12 protein-coding genes are annotated in these 16,213 nt (G+C 73.0%); 5 read left to right on the forward strand and 7 right to left on the reverse strand.

All coding sequences use genetic code 11. From position 1 onward, the window contains the following. The first annotated feature begins 336 nt into the window (after positions 1-336). Positions 337-4,653 carry a hypothetical protein gene (locus tag AB0I72_RS12605; protein ID WP_358566517.1) on the forward strand — a complete coding sequence of 1,439 codons (4,317 nt, stop codon included), beginning with the start codon at positions 337-339 and terminating at the stop codon, positions 4,651-4,653. 154 nt (positions 4,654-4,807) lie between these two features. Here the strand turns inward: AB0I72_RS12605 and AB0I72_RS12610 are convergent, their stop codons facing one another. The 3 genes from AB0I72_RS12610 to AB0I72_RS12620 form a co-directional block, all read right to left on the reverse strand. Further along, positions 4,808-6,205 (reverse strand): PhoH family protein, encoded by a 1,398-nt coding sequence (locus tag AB0I72_RS12610; protein WP_358566520.1) that lies wholly within the window; start codon positions 6,203-6,205, stop codon positions 4,808-4,810. Positions 6,206-6,478: 273 nt separating this feature from the next. Continuing rightward, entirely contained in the window at positions 6,479-7,240 is a 762-nt protein-coding gene (locus AB0I72_RS12615; protein ID WP_358566523.1) for an isoprenyl transferase, read from the reverse strand. Between the two features lie 91 nt (positions 7,241-7,331). Continuing rightward, positions 7,332-7,943 carry a sigma-70 family RNA polymerase sigma factor gene (locus tag AB0I72_RS12620; RefSeq protein WP_358566526.1) on the reverse strand — a complete coding sequence of 204 codons (612 nt, stop codon included), beginning with the start codon at positions 7,941-7,943 and terminating at the stop codon, positions 7,332-7,334. A gap of 193 nt (positions 7,944-8,136) precedes the next feature. Here AB0I72_RS12620 and AB0I72_RS12625 point away from each other — a divergent pair, with 193 nt between their 5' ends. Beyond that, the gene (locus AB0I72_RS12625) at positions 8,137-9,504 is read left to right on the forward strand and encodes a serine/threonine-protein kinase (protein ID WP_358566529.1); all 1,368 of its coding nucleotides are present in this window, start codon (positions 8,137-8,139) and stop codon (positions 9,502-9,504) included. Positions 9,505-9,579: 75 nt separating this feature from the next. On the opposite strand, the gene AB0I72_RS12630 is transcribed toward AB0I72_RS12625, so the two are convergent. The 3 genes from AB0I72_RS12630 to mca all read right to left on the reverse strand — a co-directional run bounded on the left by AB0I72_RS12630 (position 9,580) and on the right by mca (position 12,815). Next, positions 9,580-11,616 (reverse strand): thioredoxin domain-containing protein, encoded by a 2,037-nt coding sequence (locus AB0I72_RS12630; RefSeq protein WP_358566532.1) that lies wholly within the window; start codon positions 11,614-11,616, stop codon positions 9,580-9,582. Positions 11,617-11,691: 75 nt separating this feature from the next. After that, positions 11,692-11,931 (reverse strand): hypothetical protein, encoded by a 240-nt coding sequence (locus AB0I72_RS12635; RefSeq protein ID WP_358566535.1) that lies wholly within the window; start codon positions 11,929-11,931, stop codon positions 11,692-11,694. 5 nt (positions 11,932-11,936) lie between these two features. Beyond that, positions 11,937-12,815: a mycothiol conjugate amidase Mca gene (gene mca, locus AB0I72_RS12640; RefSeq protein WP_358566538.1), complete on the reverse strand. Its 879-nt coding sequence runs from the start codon at positions 12,813-12,815 to the stop codon at positions 11,937-11,939. Positions 12,816-12,970: 155 nt separating this feature from the next. On the opposite strand from mca, the gene AB0I72_RS12645 reads away from it, so the two are divergent. The 3 genes from AB0I72_RS12645 (at position 12,971) to AB0I72_RS12655 (ending at position 14,705) form a co-directional block, all read left to right on the forward strand. Continuing rightward, positions 12,971-13,387: a DUF4307 domain-containing protein gene (locus tag AB0I72_RS12645; RefSeq protein WP_358566540.1), complete on the forward strand. Its 417-nt coding sequence runs from the start codon at positions 12,971-12,973 to the stop codon at positions 13,385-13,387. Between the two features lie 140 nt (positions 13,388-13,527). Further along, positions 13,528-14,028, forward strand: a complete 501-nt coding sequence (gene greA, locus AB0I72_RS12650; protein WP_358566543.1) for a transcription elongation factor GreA — start codon at positions 13,528-13,530, stop codon at positions 14,026-14,028. A 152-nt stretch (positions 14,029-14,180) separates the two neighbouring features. Beyond that, on the forward strand, positions 14,181-14,705 hold the full coding sequence (locus AB0I72_RS12655; RefSeq protein ID WP_358566546.1) for an RDD family protein: 525 nt from the start codon (positions 14,181-14,183) through the stop codon (positions 14,703-14,705). Positions 14,706-14,727: 22 nt separating this feature from the next. Here AB0I72_RS12655 and AB0I72_RS12660 read toward each other — a convergent pair whose 3' ends face one another. After that, positions 14,728-16,110: a hypothetical protein gene (locus AB0I72_RS12660; RefSeq protein WP_358566549.1), complete on the reverse strand. Its 1,383-nt coding sequence runs from the start codon at positions 16,108-16,110 to the stop codon at positions 14,728-14,730. Positions 16,111-16,213: the final 103 nt, after the last annotated feature.

The following is a 16,213-nucleotide window of genomic DNA, read 5'->3' on the forward strand; positions in this document are numbered from 1 at the left end:
AGGGGTGCGTGCCGTTCGGTGGGGACGGGGACTCCGTTCGACCCACCGCGGCGAGGGGGCCGCTCAACGCGGAACGCACTGTGCGGCGGATTCAGCCTGCACCACCGTCACGGTAAAGCAACGCCACTTTTACTGTGCCTTGGGTCACATTACGGAATGTGCCTGATTTACGGTGCTTTGACCTGCGAAGGGACACGAAGAGTCAAGAGGTGACCAAGTGCTCAGTGTTGTGGGAAGTGTCGCCTGAGCACTCTGTGGCGATGGCACCATGTCCGCAACGGCGATCTGAGTATCCGTACGGATGTCTGCGCGCCGGGATCGGACCAGGATGGCCGTATGAACGGACAAGGACCCCCACCACGCCGCGCGGTTCCGGAGCTCGCGTGCCCGGACTGCCGCGCTCCCCTGGGCGACCGGGCCCGCACCTGCGCGCGGTGCGGGATCCTGCTCGTGGGGCCCAGGGCCGAACGCCTCTGGCACATCGACATGGAACTGGCCGCACTCGTCGACCGCACGACCGCGCTGGACGCCGAACGGACCTCCCTGCTCCAGCTGCTGCGCCAGGAGTCCCTCACCGCCGCGCGGTCGGGCGCCCAGGAGCCCCAGGACCCCGCGGCCGCACCCGCGGCGCAGGGCCCGCCGACCCGACCGGCCGCCCAGGCTCCCCAGGACCCCTCGGTCCAGGGATTCCCATGGACCCCTCCCGCATCTCAGACCCCATCGCACTCAGCCGCTCCCCTGGCCCCCTCGGTCCAGGGGGCCTCGCCCGCGTGGCCGCATCCGGCCGCCTCGCCCGACACCCCGCCGATGGTGGTGGACGACGCCCTCGGTCCCGACCAGGGGTTCGGCCCGGATTCCGGTCAGCGGGTCGTGTCCGTGAGCGTCCCCGGAACCGATCCGGTCCCCGGTTCCCACGCCCCGGCGCACCCGGCTGCGACGCGCACGGGCGAGGTCACGCGGCGTTCGGCGCAGAACGTCATCCTCGGTCTGGGCGGACTGCTCGTGGGCATCGCGGCCCTGGTCTTCGCCGTCTGGACGTGGAGCGACATGGGCACCGGCACGCGCGCGACCGTGCTCGGCCTGACCACCCTCACGATCGCCGGGGTCGCTCTCCCGCTGCACCGGCGCGGCCTGCGCGCGAGCGCCGAGACCTTCGGGGCGCTGGCGGCGGGACTGCTCTGCGTCGACGCCCTCGCCCTGTTCCTGCTGTCGGACGGGCTCACCAACGTCGCGGGGTACGCGGCGGGCGCCCTCGCGGCGATCGGCGCGCTGCTCGCCCTGTACCCGCTGGTCGTCCCCCTGGCCGGGCCGAGGGTCCTCACGGTGGTGTTCGCCCAGCCGGTCGCCCTCCTGACCGTGCTGGCCACGCCGTTCGACGGCCGTTGGCCCTGGCTGCTGCCCGCCGTCGCCGCCACCGCGCTGGCCGACGCGGTCGTCGCCCGTCGGCTCGGAGCGCCCCGCCCCGGGCGTCCCGTGCGGACCCTGTACTGGTCGGCGCTCCTGCTGTGGCTCGGCGCCGCCGGAGTGTCCGCGATCGTGCTGTTCACCACCGCCCCCGGGGTCGACCCGGAGCGCTGGTGGGCGGTGGCCGCGACCCTGGCCCTGCTCGGGGTGACCGGTCTGCTGCTGGCACGGCGCCCCGTGCCCGCTCTGGGCCTCCCCGCTGGAGCGTTCGCCGGCGCCGCCCTCGTGGCCCTGGGCGCGGTGCCGCTCGCGGCCGGTCCCGCCTCGCTTCCCGCGCTGCCCCGGATGCCCCTGGCGCCGTGGTCGGGCGGGAACGAGGCCGTCACCGCCCCGACCGCCGTGCTCCTGGGGATCGCCGTCCCGGATCCAGGGTCGCCGTCCGCCCTCGTCCACCTCGTCGCGGTCCTGCTGGGCGCCGGACTGGCGGTGGCCGCGACCGCCCTGCTGCTGCGCCGGTTCGTGCTGCCCGCCGTCGCCGTGGCGGCCCCTGCCGCGCTGCTGGCCGTGCCTGTGCTCCTGGGGTTCCCCGGCGTCGTCGCGGCCGTCTGGGCGGTTCTGTGCGGCGCGGCGCTCATCCTGGGCGCGGTGGCCCTCCGCTCGGGCCACCTGGGCTGGATCCCGGTGATCACGGGCACGCTCACCCTGGTGACGGGCGTGTCCTGGTCGCTGTCCTCGCCCCACACCACCGCGGCCGCGCTCCTGCTGACGGCCGCGACCGTGCTCGTCCTGGCCCTCGTCCAGGCACGGCTGGGGGTCGGGCGGGAGGACGGACCCGCCCGGCCCCTGTACGCGGCCAGCGTGGCCCTGTGGGCGCTCACCCTGATCGTGGGTGGGGCACTGCTCGTCTGGACACGGGTGACCGGGGGCGCCGCGGGACCGACGGACTGGTCGTTCACCGCGCTCGTGCTCACGACCGGCGCCGCCGCGCTGGTGTTCGGGCGGTCGCCGAACCCGTTCGCCGGACCCGGAGCGGACGGCGCCGCCCTCCCGCCGTCGGCCACGATCGCGGGTCTGCTCCTGCTGCCGACCGCCCCGCTCCTGTCCGGCCCGCTGCTCGCCGGTCCCGGCTCCTCCCCGGCGCCACCGGGGTCGGCGGTGCCCCACACGCCCTGGGGAGCGCCCGTGTCGGCGCTGCTCGACCCCGCGCACGAGGTCCTGGGAGTGTCGGTCCGAACCGGCGCCCCGGCCGTCGGGGTCGCGCTCGGCGTCGTCGCGACCGGGGTCCTCGCCGTCCTGGTGGCCAGGGTCGCCGACCGGCGGTGGACGGCGGCGGCGATCGCGCTCGCCGCACCCGCCGCGCTCGTCCCGCTGCCGGTGGTCCTCGGGCTTCCGTTCGTCGTGGCGATCGTGTGGACGGTGCTCGTCGGCGCCGCGCTCACCCTGGCCGTGTCCCGGGTCGCGGGCGGCTCCGCCTGGGTTCCGGCGGCCACCGGCACGCTCACCCTCCTCCTCGGCATGCTGTGGGCCCTGCCCGAACGGCACGCCACCCTGGTCGCGCTCGCCGTGCTCTCCGCGACCGCGCTGGCCAACGCGCTGGTCCTCGTGCGGATCGCCGTCCCCGAGCGGCGCGACCGGGCGCTCCGGGTGGGCGTGACGACCGTGGCGCTGGGGTTCCTCGCCGTCGTGAACGGCGCGGTCTGCCTGGTCGCGATCGCCGCGGTCGACGGCGGACCCGTGTCCCGGTGGCTGCTCGCCGCCACCGCGCTCATGGTCGGGACGGCCGCCCTGACGGTCAGCCGGGCGCCGCACCCGTTCACCCCGACGCCCACCGGCGCGGGCGCCGCGCCCGGCGGTGGACCGGCCCCTCAGCGGTCGCCGTTCGGCCTGGTCGGTCTGGTCCTGCTCGCCGTCGTCCCCCTGGTCGCCGGACCGCGCGGCGCGCCGGTGCTGGCCGGGTTCGCCCGCGTCCCGTTCCTGTCCCCGGCCGCGCCGGGGGACCTCCTCCTGCCCGCGCACGTCTTCCTGGGGCTGCCGGGCCAGCCGGACGCGGGCACCGCCGTGGCCGTGGCGTTCGGTGTGGTGCTGAGCGGTGTGTTCGCCGTCGGGGCGACGCTCCTCCTCGCCCGTCGGTGGAGCGCGCACGCCGCCGCGCTCGTGGCCCCGTCCGCGCTCGTCCCCGTCCCGATCGTCCTCGGCGCTCCGTTCGCGGTCGCCCTGGCCTGGACCCTCGCCGTCGGCTCCGTCCTCGTCGTGGCCTCGGCTCCGCTCCGGGACCGACGGGTGGCCTGGGTGCCCGGGGTGACCGGTCTGCTCACCCTGCTGCTGGGGCTGTGCTGGGCCCTGCCGGAGCCGTACGCCCTCTCCGCCGCGCTCACGGCCGTCGCGGTGGCCTGCGCCGTCGCGGCCGCGCTGGCCGGGACCGCCCTCGTCGCCGCGGGCGGCACGGCCGTGGCCACGGCGGCCACCGGGGCCTGCGCGCTGACGGTGCCGCTGGCCCTGGGGGTGGCGGTGGAGTACGCGGCCCTGGTTCCCATCGCGCTGGTGGCCGGGGTGGCGGCGGTCGCCCCCCGGCTGCGCAGCCCGCTGCTGGAGAGCGCCGAGATCCCGGCGGCCCTGTGGGCGGCGGTCGCGGTGACCGTGACCGCGGTGGCGGGCACCCGCGGGGAGCTCGTGGCGCTCGCCCTGGCCCTGGTCGGTGTGATCGCCCTGGCCAGCGCCGTACGACCGCGCCGCCGGTGGCTCGCCGGGGTCGGCGGGGCGCTCATGCTCGTGGCGCTGTGGACCGTGCTGGGTGCATGGGGTGTGACCGCCCCCGAGGCGTACACGGTGGTGCCGGCGACCGCCGCGCTGGTCGTCGGGTGGGAGTGGAGCCGCAAGGCCGCCCCGCCGCCGTCGAGCTGGGCCGCGTACGGCGGCGGGCTCGCCCTGCTGCTCCTGCCCACCGTGGTGATGGTGTTCGACGGCTCCGGCACGCTCTGGCGGGTGCCCGCCGTTCTCGCCGCGGGCCTGGCCGTCGCCGTGTGGGGGCTGCGGGCGCGGCTCCAGGCCGCGCTGGTCCTGGGCGCGACCGCCCTGCTGGTGTCGTCGCTGCGGGCCTTCGGGCCGCCGCTGTGGGACCTGACCGTCCTGCTGCCCAACTGGGTGCCGTTCGCGGTCGTCGGGGTGGCCCTGCTCGTGGTGGGCGCGCGGTACGAGTCCAGCCTGGCCCGCGTCAGGCGGTGGGGCGCGCTGGTGTCCGGAATGCGGTGACGGATCCGCGGGAGCGGTGGCCCGCCCTGGCGTGGAGTGCCAGGACGGGCTCGCCCGTCGCCCGCCCGTCACCCACCACAAGCCTCAGAGGAGGGTTTCCGGCCCGCGTTCCTCCCTCGTACGGACGCCTACGGCGCGGTTCCCCCTATCCTCGTCAGTTCTCCAGCATCTCCGTGACCAGCGCGGCGATCGGCGACCGCTCGGACCGGTTCAGGGTCACGTGCGCGAACAGCGGGTGGCCCTTGAGCTTCTCGATCACCGCGACGACCCCGTCGTGGCGGCCGACCCGCAGGTTGTCGCGCTGGGCGATGTCGTGGGTGAGCACCACCCGCGAGTTCTCCCCCAGCCGGGACAGCACGGTGAGCAGGACCCCGCGCTCCAGCGACTGGGCCTCGTCCACGATCACGAACGCGTCGTGCAGCGAGCGCCCGCGGATGTGCGTGAGCGGGAGCACCTCCAACATGCCCCGGTCCACGATCTCCTCGATGACGTCCTCGCTGGTCACGGCGGACAGGGTGTCGTGCACCGCCTGACCCCACGGGGTCATCTTGTCGTTCTCGGTCCCGGGCAGGTAGCCGAGCTCCTGACCGCCCACCGCGTAGAGCGGGCGGAACACCATCACCTTGCGGTGCTGGCGGCGCTCCAGGACCGACTCCAGCCCCGCGCACAGCGCCAGTGCCGACTTCCCGGTGCCCGCGCGCCCGCCCAGGGAGACGATGCCCACCTCCGGGTCCGTGAGCAGGTCCAGCGCGATCCGCTGCTCCGCGCTGCGGCCGTGCAGGCCGAACACGTCGCGATCGCCGCGCACCAGCCGCACGGACTTGTCGGCCCGCACCCGCCCGAGCGCCTTGCCCCGTTCGGACACCAGCACCAGACCGGTGTGGCAGGGCAGGTCGCGGGCCTCCTCGATCTCACTGGCGCCCGCCTCGAACAGCTCCCCGATCCGGTGGGCGGGCACGTCCAGCTCGGCCATCCCCGTCCACCCGTGCTCGATGGCGAGCTCGGCCCGGTACTCGTCGGCGGCCAGGCCGATCGAGGAGGCCTTGATCCGCATCGGCAGATCCTTGCTCACCAGCACGACGTCGCCCTCGGCGGCCCCGCCGTCCTCCCCCTCGGCCGCGTCCTCGCGGCCGAGCGGCGAGAGCTGGAGGTTGCGCGCCACCGTCAGGATCCGGGTGTCGTTGTCGCCGAGGCGGAACCCCGCCGGCAGGACCTCCGGATCGCTGTGGTTGAGTTCGACGCGCAGCGTGCCGCCCTGGTCGTTCACCGGCACCGGGACGTCCAGTCGACCATGGGCGACCCGCAGGTCGTCCAGGAGGCGCAGCGCCTGGCGCGCGAAGTACCCGAGTTCCGGGTGGTGTCGCTTGCTCTCCAGCTCGGTGATCACCACCACGGGGATGACGACCTCGTGCTCGGCGAACCGGGTGACCGCCATCGGGTCGGCGAGCAGGACGCTGGTGTCGAGCACGTACACGCGCGTGCCCTCCGTCACCTCCGGGTGGGGGGCTGCGGGGGACTGGGTGTCACGGCGATCGGTCGAGGAACTAGCCACTCGTTCTCCCCTTGGGCACCGCTGGGGCGCCCTACTGTCACGGGATCATGGAGGACCGGGACCTGGCCCCAGAGGGCCGGGTCCGGCCCTCCTCGTTGACGTTCCGCGGTGACGGAGGAGATCAATGAGCCGGGGCCTCCCGAACGGATGGACGAACGCCATCCGTCTGATCCGACGCTACGTGCCCACCGGCCCGTTTTCCAGAGCCCCGGCCCGACATGCGGTGAACACCGCGTTAAGGGGTCCCTCCGAGGTGGGAGGTGGGGGCGGGGGTCAGGAGCCGAAGCGACGGTTGCGCGCGCCGTACGAACGCAGTGCACGAAGGAAGTCGACCCTGCGGAAAGCAGGCCAGTGGACCTCGCAGAAGTAGAACTCCGAGTGCACGCTCTGCCACAGCATGAAACCGGACAGTCGCTGCTCCCCCGACGTGCGGATGAGCAGGTCGGGATCGGGCTGGCCGCGCGTGTAGAGATGCCGCGCGATGTCCTCGATGTCCAGGCGCTCAGCCAGCTCCTGGATACCGGTGCCCTTGGCCGCCTCCTCCTGGAGGAGCGACCGAACCGCGTCGGCGATCTCACGTCTACCCCCATACCCGACGGCGACGTTGACAACCAGACCCGGATTGCCGGATGTGGCCGCTTCCGCCTCTTTCAGGGCGCGGGCGGTGGTGTCGGGCAGGACGTCGAGGGCTCCGACAGGCCGGGTGTTCCATCCCTCGTCCCTCAGCCGGCCGACGGTGGCCTCGATGATGCGCAGGAGCGGTTGGAGCTCGGAGTCGTCGCGGGTCAGGTTGTCGGTGGACAGCATCCAGATGGTGACCACCTGCACGCCCAACTCGTCGCACCAGCGCAGGAGTTCGAAGATCTTGTCCGCGCCGGCGCGGTGCCCGTCCACGAGCGCCTGCTTGCCGCTGCTCCGGGCCCAGCGCCGGTTCCCGTCCAGCACCACACCGACGTGGCGCGGCATCTCCTGGCTGGTCAGGTCACGTTCGAGACGTCGCTCGTACAACCAGTACAGGGGGTCACGAAGCCCCATGGGCGATACCTCTCAGAGCTGGAGCAGTAACGGCACACGCCGGAGCGGCGGCCGGGAAGGGATGTCTCCCAGAGTAGTTCGCCGCGGGCGGCTACGTCACGGCGAGCGACTTGCGCACGTGCTTGCGCCCCTGGTGGATCCGGGACTTGACCGTGCCCAGCGCCAGGTTGAGCTCGGAGGCGATCTCGTTGTAGTCCATCTGGCACAGGTCGCGCAGGACCAGGGGGGCGACCAGGTTGGGGCGGTCCTTCTCCAGCTGGTCGAGCGCTTCCAGCAGGTCGATGCGCGAACCGGCGATGACACTGGTCGTGCGGGGGTCGCTCTGGTGGGGCATGCGCTCGGCCTCGGTGGGGAACTCGGCCGCGCGGCGCTTCATGGAGCGGTAGGTCTGACGGGCGGAGTTGGACACCACGGTGTACAGCCACGTGGTGAAGAGGGAGTCGCCCTTGAAGCTGCCGATCTTGCGGGCCACGCGCAGCAGCGCGTCCTGACACGCCTCCTCCGCGTCCTGGCGGTAGGGCAGGAACCGGGAGCAGCGACGCAGCACCTCGGGCTGGATGCGGCGCAGGACTTCGTCCAGGGCGGCGGAGTCGCCGTCCCTGGCCCGCCGGGCGAGGTCCTCCAGCTCCTGGTCGACGTTGCTCGCCACCCGGCGCCGGGGCGCGGGGGTCTCGTCGTGGACTGGGTGGTCACTAGTGGCCATGGGTGGTCTCTCCCTGATTCGCGCCCCTCGTGCTGGTGCACACGTCCGCCTACGGGTCCAATGGATGTCCATGCCCCGTGGAGATCGGAGGTATCCGGAGTGGGGATCATATCCGCGGAACGCGGCGTGGGGGTCTAGATGGTGTATTAGTGGGCAACGACCGCGTTTCCACCCCCGACAGACCGAGGCGGACATGAGCCAACCGGAGGCCTTCGGACGTTACCGCGTCATCAGGCGCCTGGGTTCCGGCTCCTTCGCGACCGTCTGGTTGGCACAGGACGATCTGCTCAACTATCCGGTGGCCATCAAGGTACTCGCCGAGAACTGGGCGCACCAGATGGACATCCAGCACCGGTTCCTGGAGGAGGCGCGCATCCTGCGCCAGACCGACTCCACGTGGCTGGTGGCCGTGCACGACGTGGACGTGCTGCCCGACGGGCGGCCGTACATGGTGATGACCTACGCCGACCAGGGCAGCGTGGCCGATCTCATCCGCCGAGGTCAGCTACCTCTCGACGAGGCGCTGCGGCTGCTGACCGAGATCGGCCAGGGCATCACCGTGCTGCACAACCACGGCACGATCCACCGTGACATCAAGCCGTCCAACGTCCTGCTCCAATCGTCACCGGTGGGCCAGCGGGTGCTGGTGGCGGACCTGGGGTTCGCGAAGTCGATCGACGAGGCGTCGGGGTTCACCGCGGCCGCCGGGACCCCCGGGTACATGTCGCCGGAGCAGAGCATCCCCGGCGGTGACCTGGACGTTCGCTCGGACGTGTACTCGCTCGGCGCGGTCGCCTACGAGCTCATCACCGGACGTCCGCCCTCGCGCCCGCCGGTGCGGATCGCACCTGGCCGGATCCGGCCAGGGCTGCCTCCGGCGCTCGACACGCTCATCCTGTCGGCACTTTCGGTGGACCGGGAAAGCCGTCCAGCGGACGCCAAAACCTTCACCGATCGGGTCAGGGCGATCCGTATGTCGCCCCATCTGCCCCGAGCGGACCCGTGGTGGAGCCGTTACCGGATGCCCTGGCACCGGGCGGGCCGCCTCCTGGCCGTCCTCGCCGTGACGTTCGCCGGCGTGACCTCCTCCGTCGGCCACCCCGGGCTGGACCTGGCACGCATCCAGTCCGACGGCCACGAGCTGGAGGTGGGCGTCCCCCTGGCCTGGTTCGCCGAGCTCGACGTCGACCGGGAGGCCCGGCCGGTGGCGGCTGACGCGGGCGCGGGTCCAGGACTGCTCGTGGCGACCGACGTCGACGCCTGGCACTCCACCGACGAGCCGTCCTACGGGATCTACGCGACGGTCATGCCGGGCGCCCAACGCCTGGACGCGATCGCCGACACCGAACCGTGCGACGGCGCCCCGACCCAGCGCGCCACCGACGGCGGCACGTGGGAGGGCACCGTGTGGGAGTGGGCGGACTGCGACGGCAACGGGTCCTTCAGCAGCGCCGCCGTGCACGAACCGGGCGTGCCCAAGACCGTCTACCTGGAGGTCCGGCAGCCCGACTACCGACCCGACCTGGTGGACAAGATCATCGGCGCGATCGCCCTGCGCTGAGCCGCACCGCCTCGGGCGCCCACGGGGCCGGGGACGCCTCCTCCTCCCACCCGCCACCGCCTTCGCCGGACGGGCTCAGGCTCCGGCCAACCGCTCCCTCAGCCCCTCCGGCGTGGTGACCGGCAGCTTGCAGGTGAAGCCCTCGCACACGTACGCGGTGGCCCGGCCGTCGATCGGCGCGCGTCCGCGCAGCAGCGGCACGTCGCCGTCCGTGCGGCCGTCCCCGCGCGAGAGCGCCGTCCCCAGCGGCGCCCAGCGCAGCGCCGTGCGCACCAGCTCGTCGACGGCGGGATCGTCCGGGTCGCCGACCACCGCGACCGCGCGCGGGCCGCTCAACACGGCCTCCCCCGTGGCCAGGGCCCACCCGGCGAACCGGGCGGCCTTCTCCGCCAGGAGCGACACCGGTGACAGCGCGCCCTCGGCGGCCGTCCGGTGCCGCTCCGACCCGGTCAGCGCCGCGTAGGTCAGCAGCGCGGAGGCGGCGGCCGACCGGCCCGAGGGGGTGGCGTTGTCGGTCGGGTCCTGGGGGCGGCTGAACAGGCGCTCGGCGTCGTCCGCGGTGTCGAAGAGCCCGCCCTCCCCGTCGCCGAAGTGCTCCAGGACGGCGTCGAGCAGGCGCCCCGCCTCGTGCGCGTAGCGGGCCTCGCCGGTCACCCCGTGCAGGGCGAGCAGCCCCTCGGCCATGTCCGCGTAGTCCTCCAGCACGCCCGCGCTGGTTCCGGCACGGCCGTCGCGGGAGGTGCGCACGAGACGGCCGTCGCGCACGTGGACGTCCAGGATCAGGTCGGCGGCGGCGCGGGCGGCGTCCACCAGGTCGGGGCGCTCGAACAGGGCTCCCGCCTCGGCCAGGGCGGCCACGGCCAGGCCGTTCCAGGCGGCCACCACCTTGTCGTCCCGGCCGGGGGCCTCGCGGTCCGCACGGGCACGCAGCAGCGCCGCGCGGACGCGGTCGTACCGCGCGGGGTCGGCGGGGGGCTGGGCGAGCTGGAGGACCGAGGCACCGCGCTCGAAGGTGCCCCCCTCCGTCACGTCGAACACCCGCGCGGCGAACTCGGCGTCCTCCGCGCCGAGGACCTCGCGCAGCTGGGCGGGCGTCCACACGTAGAAGGCGCCCTCCTCACCCTCGGTGTCGGCGTCCAGGGACGAGGCGAAGCCGCCCTCGGAGGTGCGCAGGTCGCGCACCATCCAGTCGGCGGTCTCCTCGGCGACCCGGTGCAGGAGAGCGCGCTCGTCGGGCTCGGCGAGGCCCGTGTCGGACGGCCTGCGGCTCATCCGGGTGTAGGCGCGCAGCAGGAGCGCGTTGTCGTAGAGCATCTTCTCGAAGTGGGGCACCACCCACTCCCGGTCCACCGCGTAGCGGGCGAAACCGCCGCCGAGCTGGTCGTAGATGCCGCCGCGGGCCATCCCGACCGCCGTGCCCGCGGCCATCAGCCCGGCGGGTGTGGGCTCCCCCGTGCTCTGGAGCGGCAGGGAGCGCTCGTGCTGCGCGGTGAGGAACGACAGCAGCATCGACGGCGGGAACTTGGGCTCGGTGCCGAAACCGCCGTGGCCATGGTCGTAGTCGCGGACCAGCGCCTGCACCGCCAGGTCCAGGGTCTCCCGCGCGGGCGGGGGCGCGGCGGCCAGGGTACGCGGCCCGCTGAGCGCGGTCACCACCCGGTCGCCCTGCTTGAGGAGTTCGTCGCGCCTGTCGCGCCAGGCCGTGGCCACGCCCTCCAGGAGCCGCTGGAAGTGGTCGCGCGGGAAGTAGGTCCCGCAGTAGAAGGGCGCCCCGTCGGGGGTGGCGAACACGGTCATGGGCCACCCGCCCTGGCCGGTCATGGCCTGGGTGGCCTCCATGTACACGGCGTCGACGTCGGGGCGTTCCTCGCGGTCCACCTTGACGTTGACGAAGAGGGCGTTCATCCGCTCGGCGGTCGCCGCGTCCTCGAAGGACTCGTGGGCCATCACGTGGCACCAGTGGCAGGCGGCGTAGCCGACGGAGACGAGCACGGGCACGTCGCGACGGCGCGCCTCGGCGAACGCCTCCTCACCCCAGGGGTACCACTCCACGGGGTTGTCGGCGTGCTGCAGGAGGTACGGGCTGGTCGCGTCGCTCAGGCGGTTGGGCATACCTCCACTGTGCCATCAGCCGCACGCGCCCCAGCGGAGGCGTGGTCCCCGCTGGGGCAGGGCGGGACCGGAGCCTCAGTCCTTCCCGGTCTCCGCGCCGTCGCCCGAGGCCGCGGCCACGGTGGCGCCGTCGCCGGACTCGGTGTGCTCGGCGGACAGGCCGCGCAGCTTCCCGGTCATGTTGCGCATGAGGAAGTAGAGCGCGACCCCGATCGCGAACACCGTGAGGAAGCCCAGGACACCGGGGGTCACGAGGTTCCGGTCCAGCTCGATCTGGTCCGCCAGCACGGGCGCGGAGGTCAGCAGCGTGTTCATGCCACTCATACTCTCACCGACTCGGTGACGCCCGCGAAGAGGTCCGTCTCCGGGACCTCGGTGTCGACCAGGGAACGGACCAGGTGGTAGTCCTCCGTCGGCCAGGCCTCGGCCTTGATCTCGTTGGACACCGCGAACCAGAAGCCGTCGGGGTCGACCTGGGTGGCGTGCGCCCTGAGCGCCTCGTCGGCGATGTCGAAGTACTCGCTCGCCTGGACCCGGGTGGTGATCTCCCAGCGCGGGCGGTCCATGTCCTTGATGCGCCCGACCCACTCGGCGAACGGGTTCTCCAGGCCGCGCTCGGCGAGGACCTTGGCCAGCGCGTCGAACCGCTCGGGCGGGAAGGACACGAAGTAGTACAGCTTGAGCGGCTGCCACGGCTCACCGGCCTCCGGGTAGGCGTCCGGGTCGCCGGCGGTGTCGAAGGCGTGCATCGACACCTTGTGGGTCATGATGTGGTCCGGGTGGGGGTATCCGCCCTGCTCGTCGTAGGTGAGGATGACGTGCGGACGGAACCGGCGGATCGACGCGACGAGGGGCTCGGCGCCCTCCTCGACCGGGAGGGTGGCGAAGCTGCCCTCGGGCAGGGGCGGCAGCGGGTCGCCCTCGGGCAGGCCGGAGTCGACGAAACCGGCGAACTCCTGCCGGATGCCGAGGATCTCCCTGGCCCGGTCCATCTCCTCGCGCCGGACCTGGGCGATGTTCTCTCGGATCTCGGGACGTTCCATCGCGGGGTTGAGGATGTCGCCGCGTTCACCACCGGTCATGGTGACGACGAGCACGTCGACGCCCTCCTCCACGTAACGCGCCATGGTGGCCGCGCCCTTGCTGGACTCGTCGTCGGGGTGGGCATGAACCGCCATGAGGCGCAGTCGCTCGGACAACGAAGGATTCTCCTTGACTCGGTGAACGGCTCGACGGGTGGGCCGTCCGGGCACCCCGAGAGCACGGCATGGACGACTCACGCGTGGGCCGAGTAGGGGGGCGGTCAGGTCGGGGATATCTTAGACAACACCGTCCCCTCGTTCGGAGATTCCCGATGCCCGCGACCCCGGAAGAAGCCGCCGTGAACAGTGCCGACGCCACGCCAGCGCTGCACAAGAGGCACGGCAACGGCCCGCTCTTCTTCGTCTTCGGGACCGTCTTCGCCGTCGTCACGGCGATCGGGTGGGGCTACTCCGTCATGAACTACTCGGGCCTGGCCGGTGGGGTGTACCACCAGGTCGTGTCCTACGAGATCGCGTCGGCCGACGAGGCGAGGATCACCTTCGAGGTCAACAGCCAGTCCGGCGCCCAGTGCCTCATCACGGCCCTGGACGACCAGCACGTCCAGGTCGGCCAGGCCCGTTCCACGGCCGAGGCGGGGAACCGCATGGTCACCACGAGCGTTGACACGGTTCGAGAGGCTTCCACGGTAGAAGTCGCCTCGTGCAGGGAACAAGACTCGGAGGACTGATCCACCGAACCCTCCCCCTGCGTGGCCCGGTACCAGGATGGACACGCGAGGCCCAGTGCGCGTCGACGCACGGTGATATTCTCGTGAGTTCAGCTCTGGCCGCCTGGTGGCCATTGCTACGAGTACACCAAGGAGTTCCCGTGACCCAGACCCGCGACGACAACGTCACCTGGCTCACCCAGGAGGCGTACGACCGGCTCAAGGGAGAGCTGGACCACCTGACGGGGCGCGGGCGCGTCGAGATCGCGGAGAAGATCGAGGCGGCCCGGGAAGAGGGCGACCTGAAGGAGAACGGCGGCTACCACGCCGCCAAGGAGGAGCAGGGCAAGATGGAGGCCCGCATCCTCCAGCTCACCGAGATCCTGCGCACCGCGCGGGTCGGCGAGGCGCCCCGGACCGAGGGTGTGGTGGGTCCCGGCATGACGGTCACCGTCAGGTTCGACGGTGACGACGAGGAGGTCACCTTCCTCCTCGCCTCGCGTGAGGAGAGCGGCGCCCCCATCGACGTGTACTCCCCCAGGTCGCCGCTCGGTTCGGCCATCAACGGCAAGCGTGTGGGTGAGAACGTGAGCTACCAGCTCCCCAACGGCCGTTCCCTGGGCGTGGAGATCATCGACGCGGTGCCCTACAACGGCGCCTGACGCCGCGGAGACCGGGTGAGGGGCGGAGATCCGCCCCTCACCTCCGCCCGAACGGGTCCTCGTCGGCCACACCAGGCACGGCCGTCGCATCGGTACTCTCGAATCCCGGAGGGCGGCCACGCCCCGACGAGAACCACCCACCGAGGAACCGCATGTCCACCCCCCACTGGTATCCGCAGGACCCCAGGTACGCCGCCCCGTCCGCCCCCGGCGCGCACGGAGGGCCCGAGCTGGCCGGTTTCGGCCGCCGACTGGCCGCGCGGTCCATCGACTACGTCCTCGCCGCGATCGCCGCGACCGCGTTCTTCGTCGTCGTGGTCATCCTGCTGATGCTGCTGACCGGCGACTCCGACACCAGTGACGCCGAGGCCAGCGTCTGGGCACTGATGCTCTTGTTCGGCTGGGGCGTGCTGCTGTTCTTCTACGACTGGCTGTACCTGGTGGCGTGGGGACGCACCCTGGGCAAGGCCATGGTCGGGATCAGGGTGGTGAACGCCGCCGACGGCGGTCGGCTCAGCCAGGGCCAGGCCATGGGCCGGGCCGCGCTGTTCGGACTTCCCCAGTCGCTGCCGGTTCTGGGCCACCTGTTCTCCCTGGGCGAGTCCATGGCCTCCCTCGGGGAGCACCGCCGTGCCCTCCACGACCGGGCCTGCGGCACCGTCGTCATCCGCGCCTGACCCGCACCGACCGAGGCGGCCCTCAAGGAAGCGGTTCGCACGCGGGCGCGCCGGAGCCGCCGTCGGCGAACACGGCCGGGACGTAGTTGTCCTCCCCGATCCGGTACCAGGCGTCATCCGTCCCGAACGGCCCCCTGGCCACGTCCCCGACCGCCTGGCAGGCCACGTCCACGACCGCCGTGTGCGCGGCCAGCCCCACCGGGGAGTGCTCCAGTCCGGGCCCGCCCCGCACGATCACCGGATCGCGCTGGGTGGCGGTCGTGATCCTGGCCTTGGCGCGGTACTCGGCGGTCCACAGGTAGTCGACCTCCACCCACCCGTTGTCGGGCAGCTGGAGCCCCTCGCGGAACGCGCCGTCGGCCAGGTCGATCCCGGCCGGGTTGCCGACCCTGCGGCCGAAGCCGTCGCGACCGCCGTTGTGGCCGTCGGAGTAGGCGGCCTGCGCCTGGGGGCGGCCGTGCGTCAGGTCGGGCCAGCTCTGGCGGGACTCGTTCCAGTGGTCGTCGGTGATGTTCCACGGGCCCACGTCCCACACCGGGAGGTAGGCGCAGCGGGGTTCGTGGGCCGCGGGCGAGGCCTGGGCTTTCGGTCCCAGCGCCCCCGTCGTGCACACCCGCACCGTGTAGTCGCCCCCGCCCCGGGGAGCCAGGGCGCGGCGCGACGGCAGCGCCACGAAGTGGTCGGCGGTGCGGATGGTGTGGCCGTTGGCGGTGCGCCCGCCGACCAGACCGATCCGGGTGGCGAAGAGCCGGGCGGAGAACGGCGTGATCCGCTCGTCCCCGGCTCCCTCCCGCCCCTCCTTCTCGTCGGTGCGGTCCTCGGGGGCCTCGGAACCGTGCGTCCCGTCCGCCCCCGGCCGGTCGTGCCCGTCGGGGCCCTCAGATCCGCCAGGTCCCTCAGGTCCGCCGTGCGGCGACGGATCGGCCGGACGCACCCCCAGTCCGGTCAGCGCCGTGTCGTCCCCGTCCAGCTCCACCCGCAGCTGCACGCGGGAGACGCTCTCGGGCAGGGTGACCCGACCGTGCTCCGGCGCCGGGTGCCATTCGGTCCACATGCCGTCGTCGCGCACGCCGCGCGCCTCGGCCAGCACGTCGCCCCGGTCCCCCTCGGCCCGCACGAACAGGTCCACCGTGTCGGTGCGCGCCCCCAGTCCCCGTTCGGGGAAGGTGGCCAGCCCGGTGTCGGGGGCGGCGTGCTCCCTGCGGGCGCTGGTCCCGTCCGCCGACCCGCCGGCGGCCACGCGCAACGCGCCGTCGTCGAGCACCAGCCCGACCCGGTCGGCGGAGGCGAGGTCCTGTGCGATCCAGTGCGTCCGCGCGAGGGCCGGGGCCGTCGGCACCAGCAGTGCGACGGCGCTCAGGGCGGCCAGGGTCTGCGCGGTGGCCGGGCACCGACGGTCGGACATGGCATCTTCCTTCACCCACAGAGGACAGGTTCGTCACTCTCAGTAAGCGCCCTGGTGCGTGCGCACTCAAGGAGCTTGTGTCGGGTGTTGGTGATACGCCGGT

This window comes from Nocardiopsis sp. NPDC049922, from assembly GCF_040660275.1.
Classification (GTDB): Bacteria; Actinomycetota; Actinomycetes; order Streptosporangiales; family Streptosporangiaceae; genus Nocardiopsis.

Excerpts from the sequence above, each read along its gene's own strand:
- AB0I72_RS12660 (WP_358566549.1), bottom strand. The coding sequence starts at position 16,110 with ATGTCCGACCGTCGGTGCCCGGCCACCGCGCAGACCCTGGCCGCCCTG.
- AB0I72_RS12630 (WP_358566532.1), bottom strand. The coding sequence starts at position 11,616 with ATGCCCAACCGCCTGAGCGACGCGACCAGCCCGTACCTCCTGCAGCAC.
- AB0I72_RS12605 (WP_358566517.1), top strand. The coding sequence starts at position 337 with ATGAACGGACAAGGACCCCCACCACGCCGCGCGGTTCCGGAGCTCGCG.
- AB0I72_RS12625 (WP_358566529.1), top strand. The coding sequence starts at position 8,137 with ATGAGCCAACCGGAGGCCTTCGGACGTTACCGCGTCATCAGGCGCCTG.
- AB0I72_RS12615 (WP_358566523.1), bottom strand. The coding sequence starts at position 7,240 with ATGGGGCTTCGTGACCCCCTGTACTGGTTGTACGAGCGACGTCTCGAA.
- AB0I72_RS12635 (WP_358566535.1), bottom strand. The coding sequence starts at position 11,931 with ATGAACACGCTGCTGACCTCCGCGCCCGTGCTGGCGGACCAGATCGAG.
- AB0I72_RS12645 (WP_358566540.1), top strand. The coding sequence starts at position 12,971 with ATGCCCGCGACCCCGGAAGAAGCCGCCGTGAACAGTGCCGACGCCACG.
- AB0I72_RS12655 (WP_358566546.1), top strand. The coding sequence starts at position 14,181 with ATGTCCACCCCCCACTGGTATCCGCAGGACCCCAGGTACGCCGCCCCG.
- AB0I72_RS12620 (WP_358566526.1), bottom strand. The coding sequence starts at position 7,943 with ATGGCCACTAGTGACCACCCAGTCCACGACGAGACCCCCGCGCCCCGG.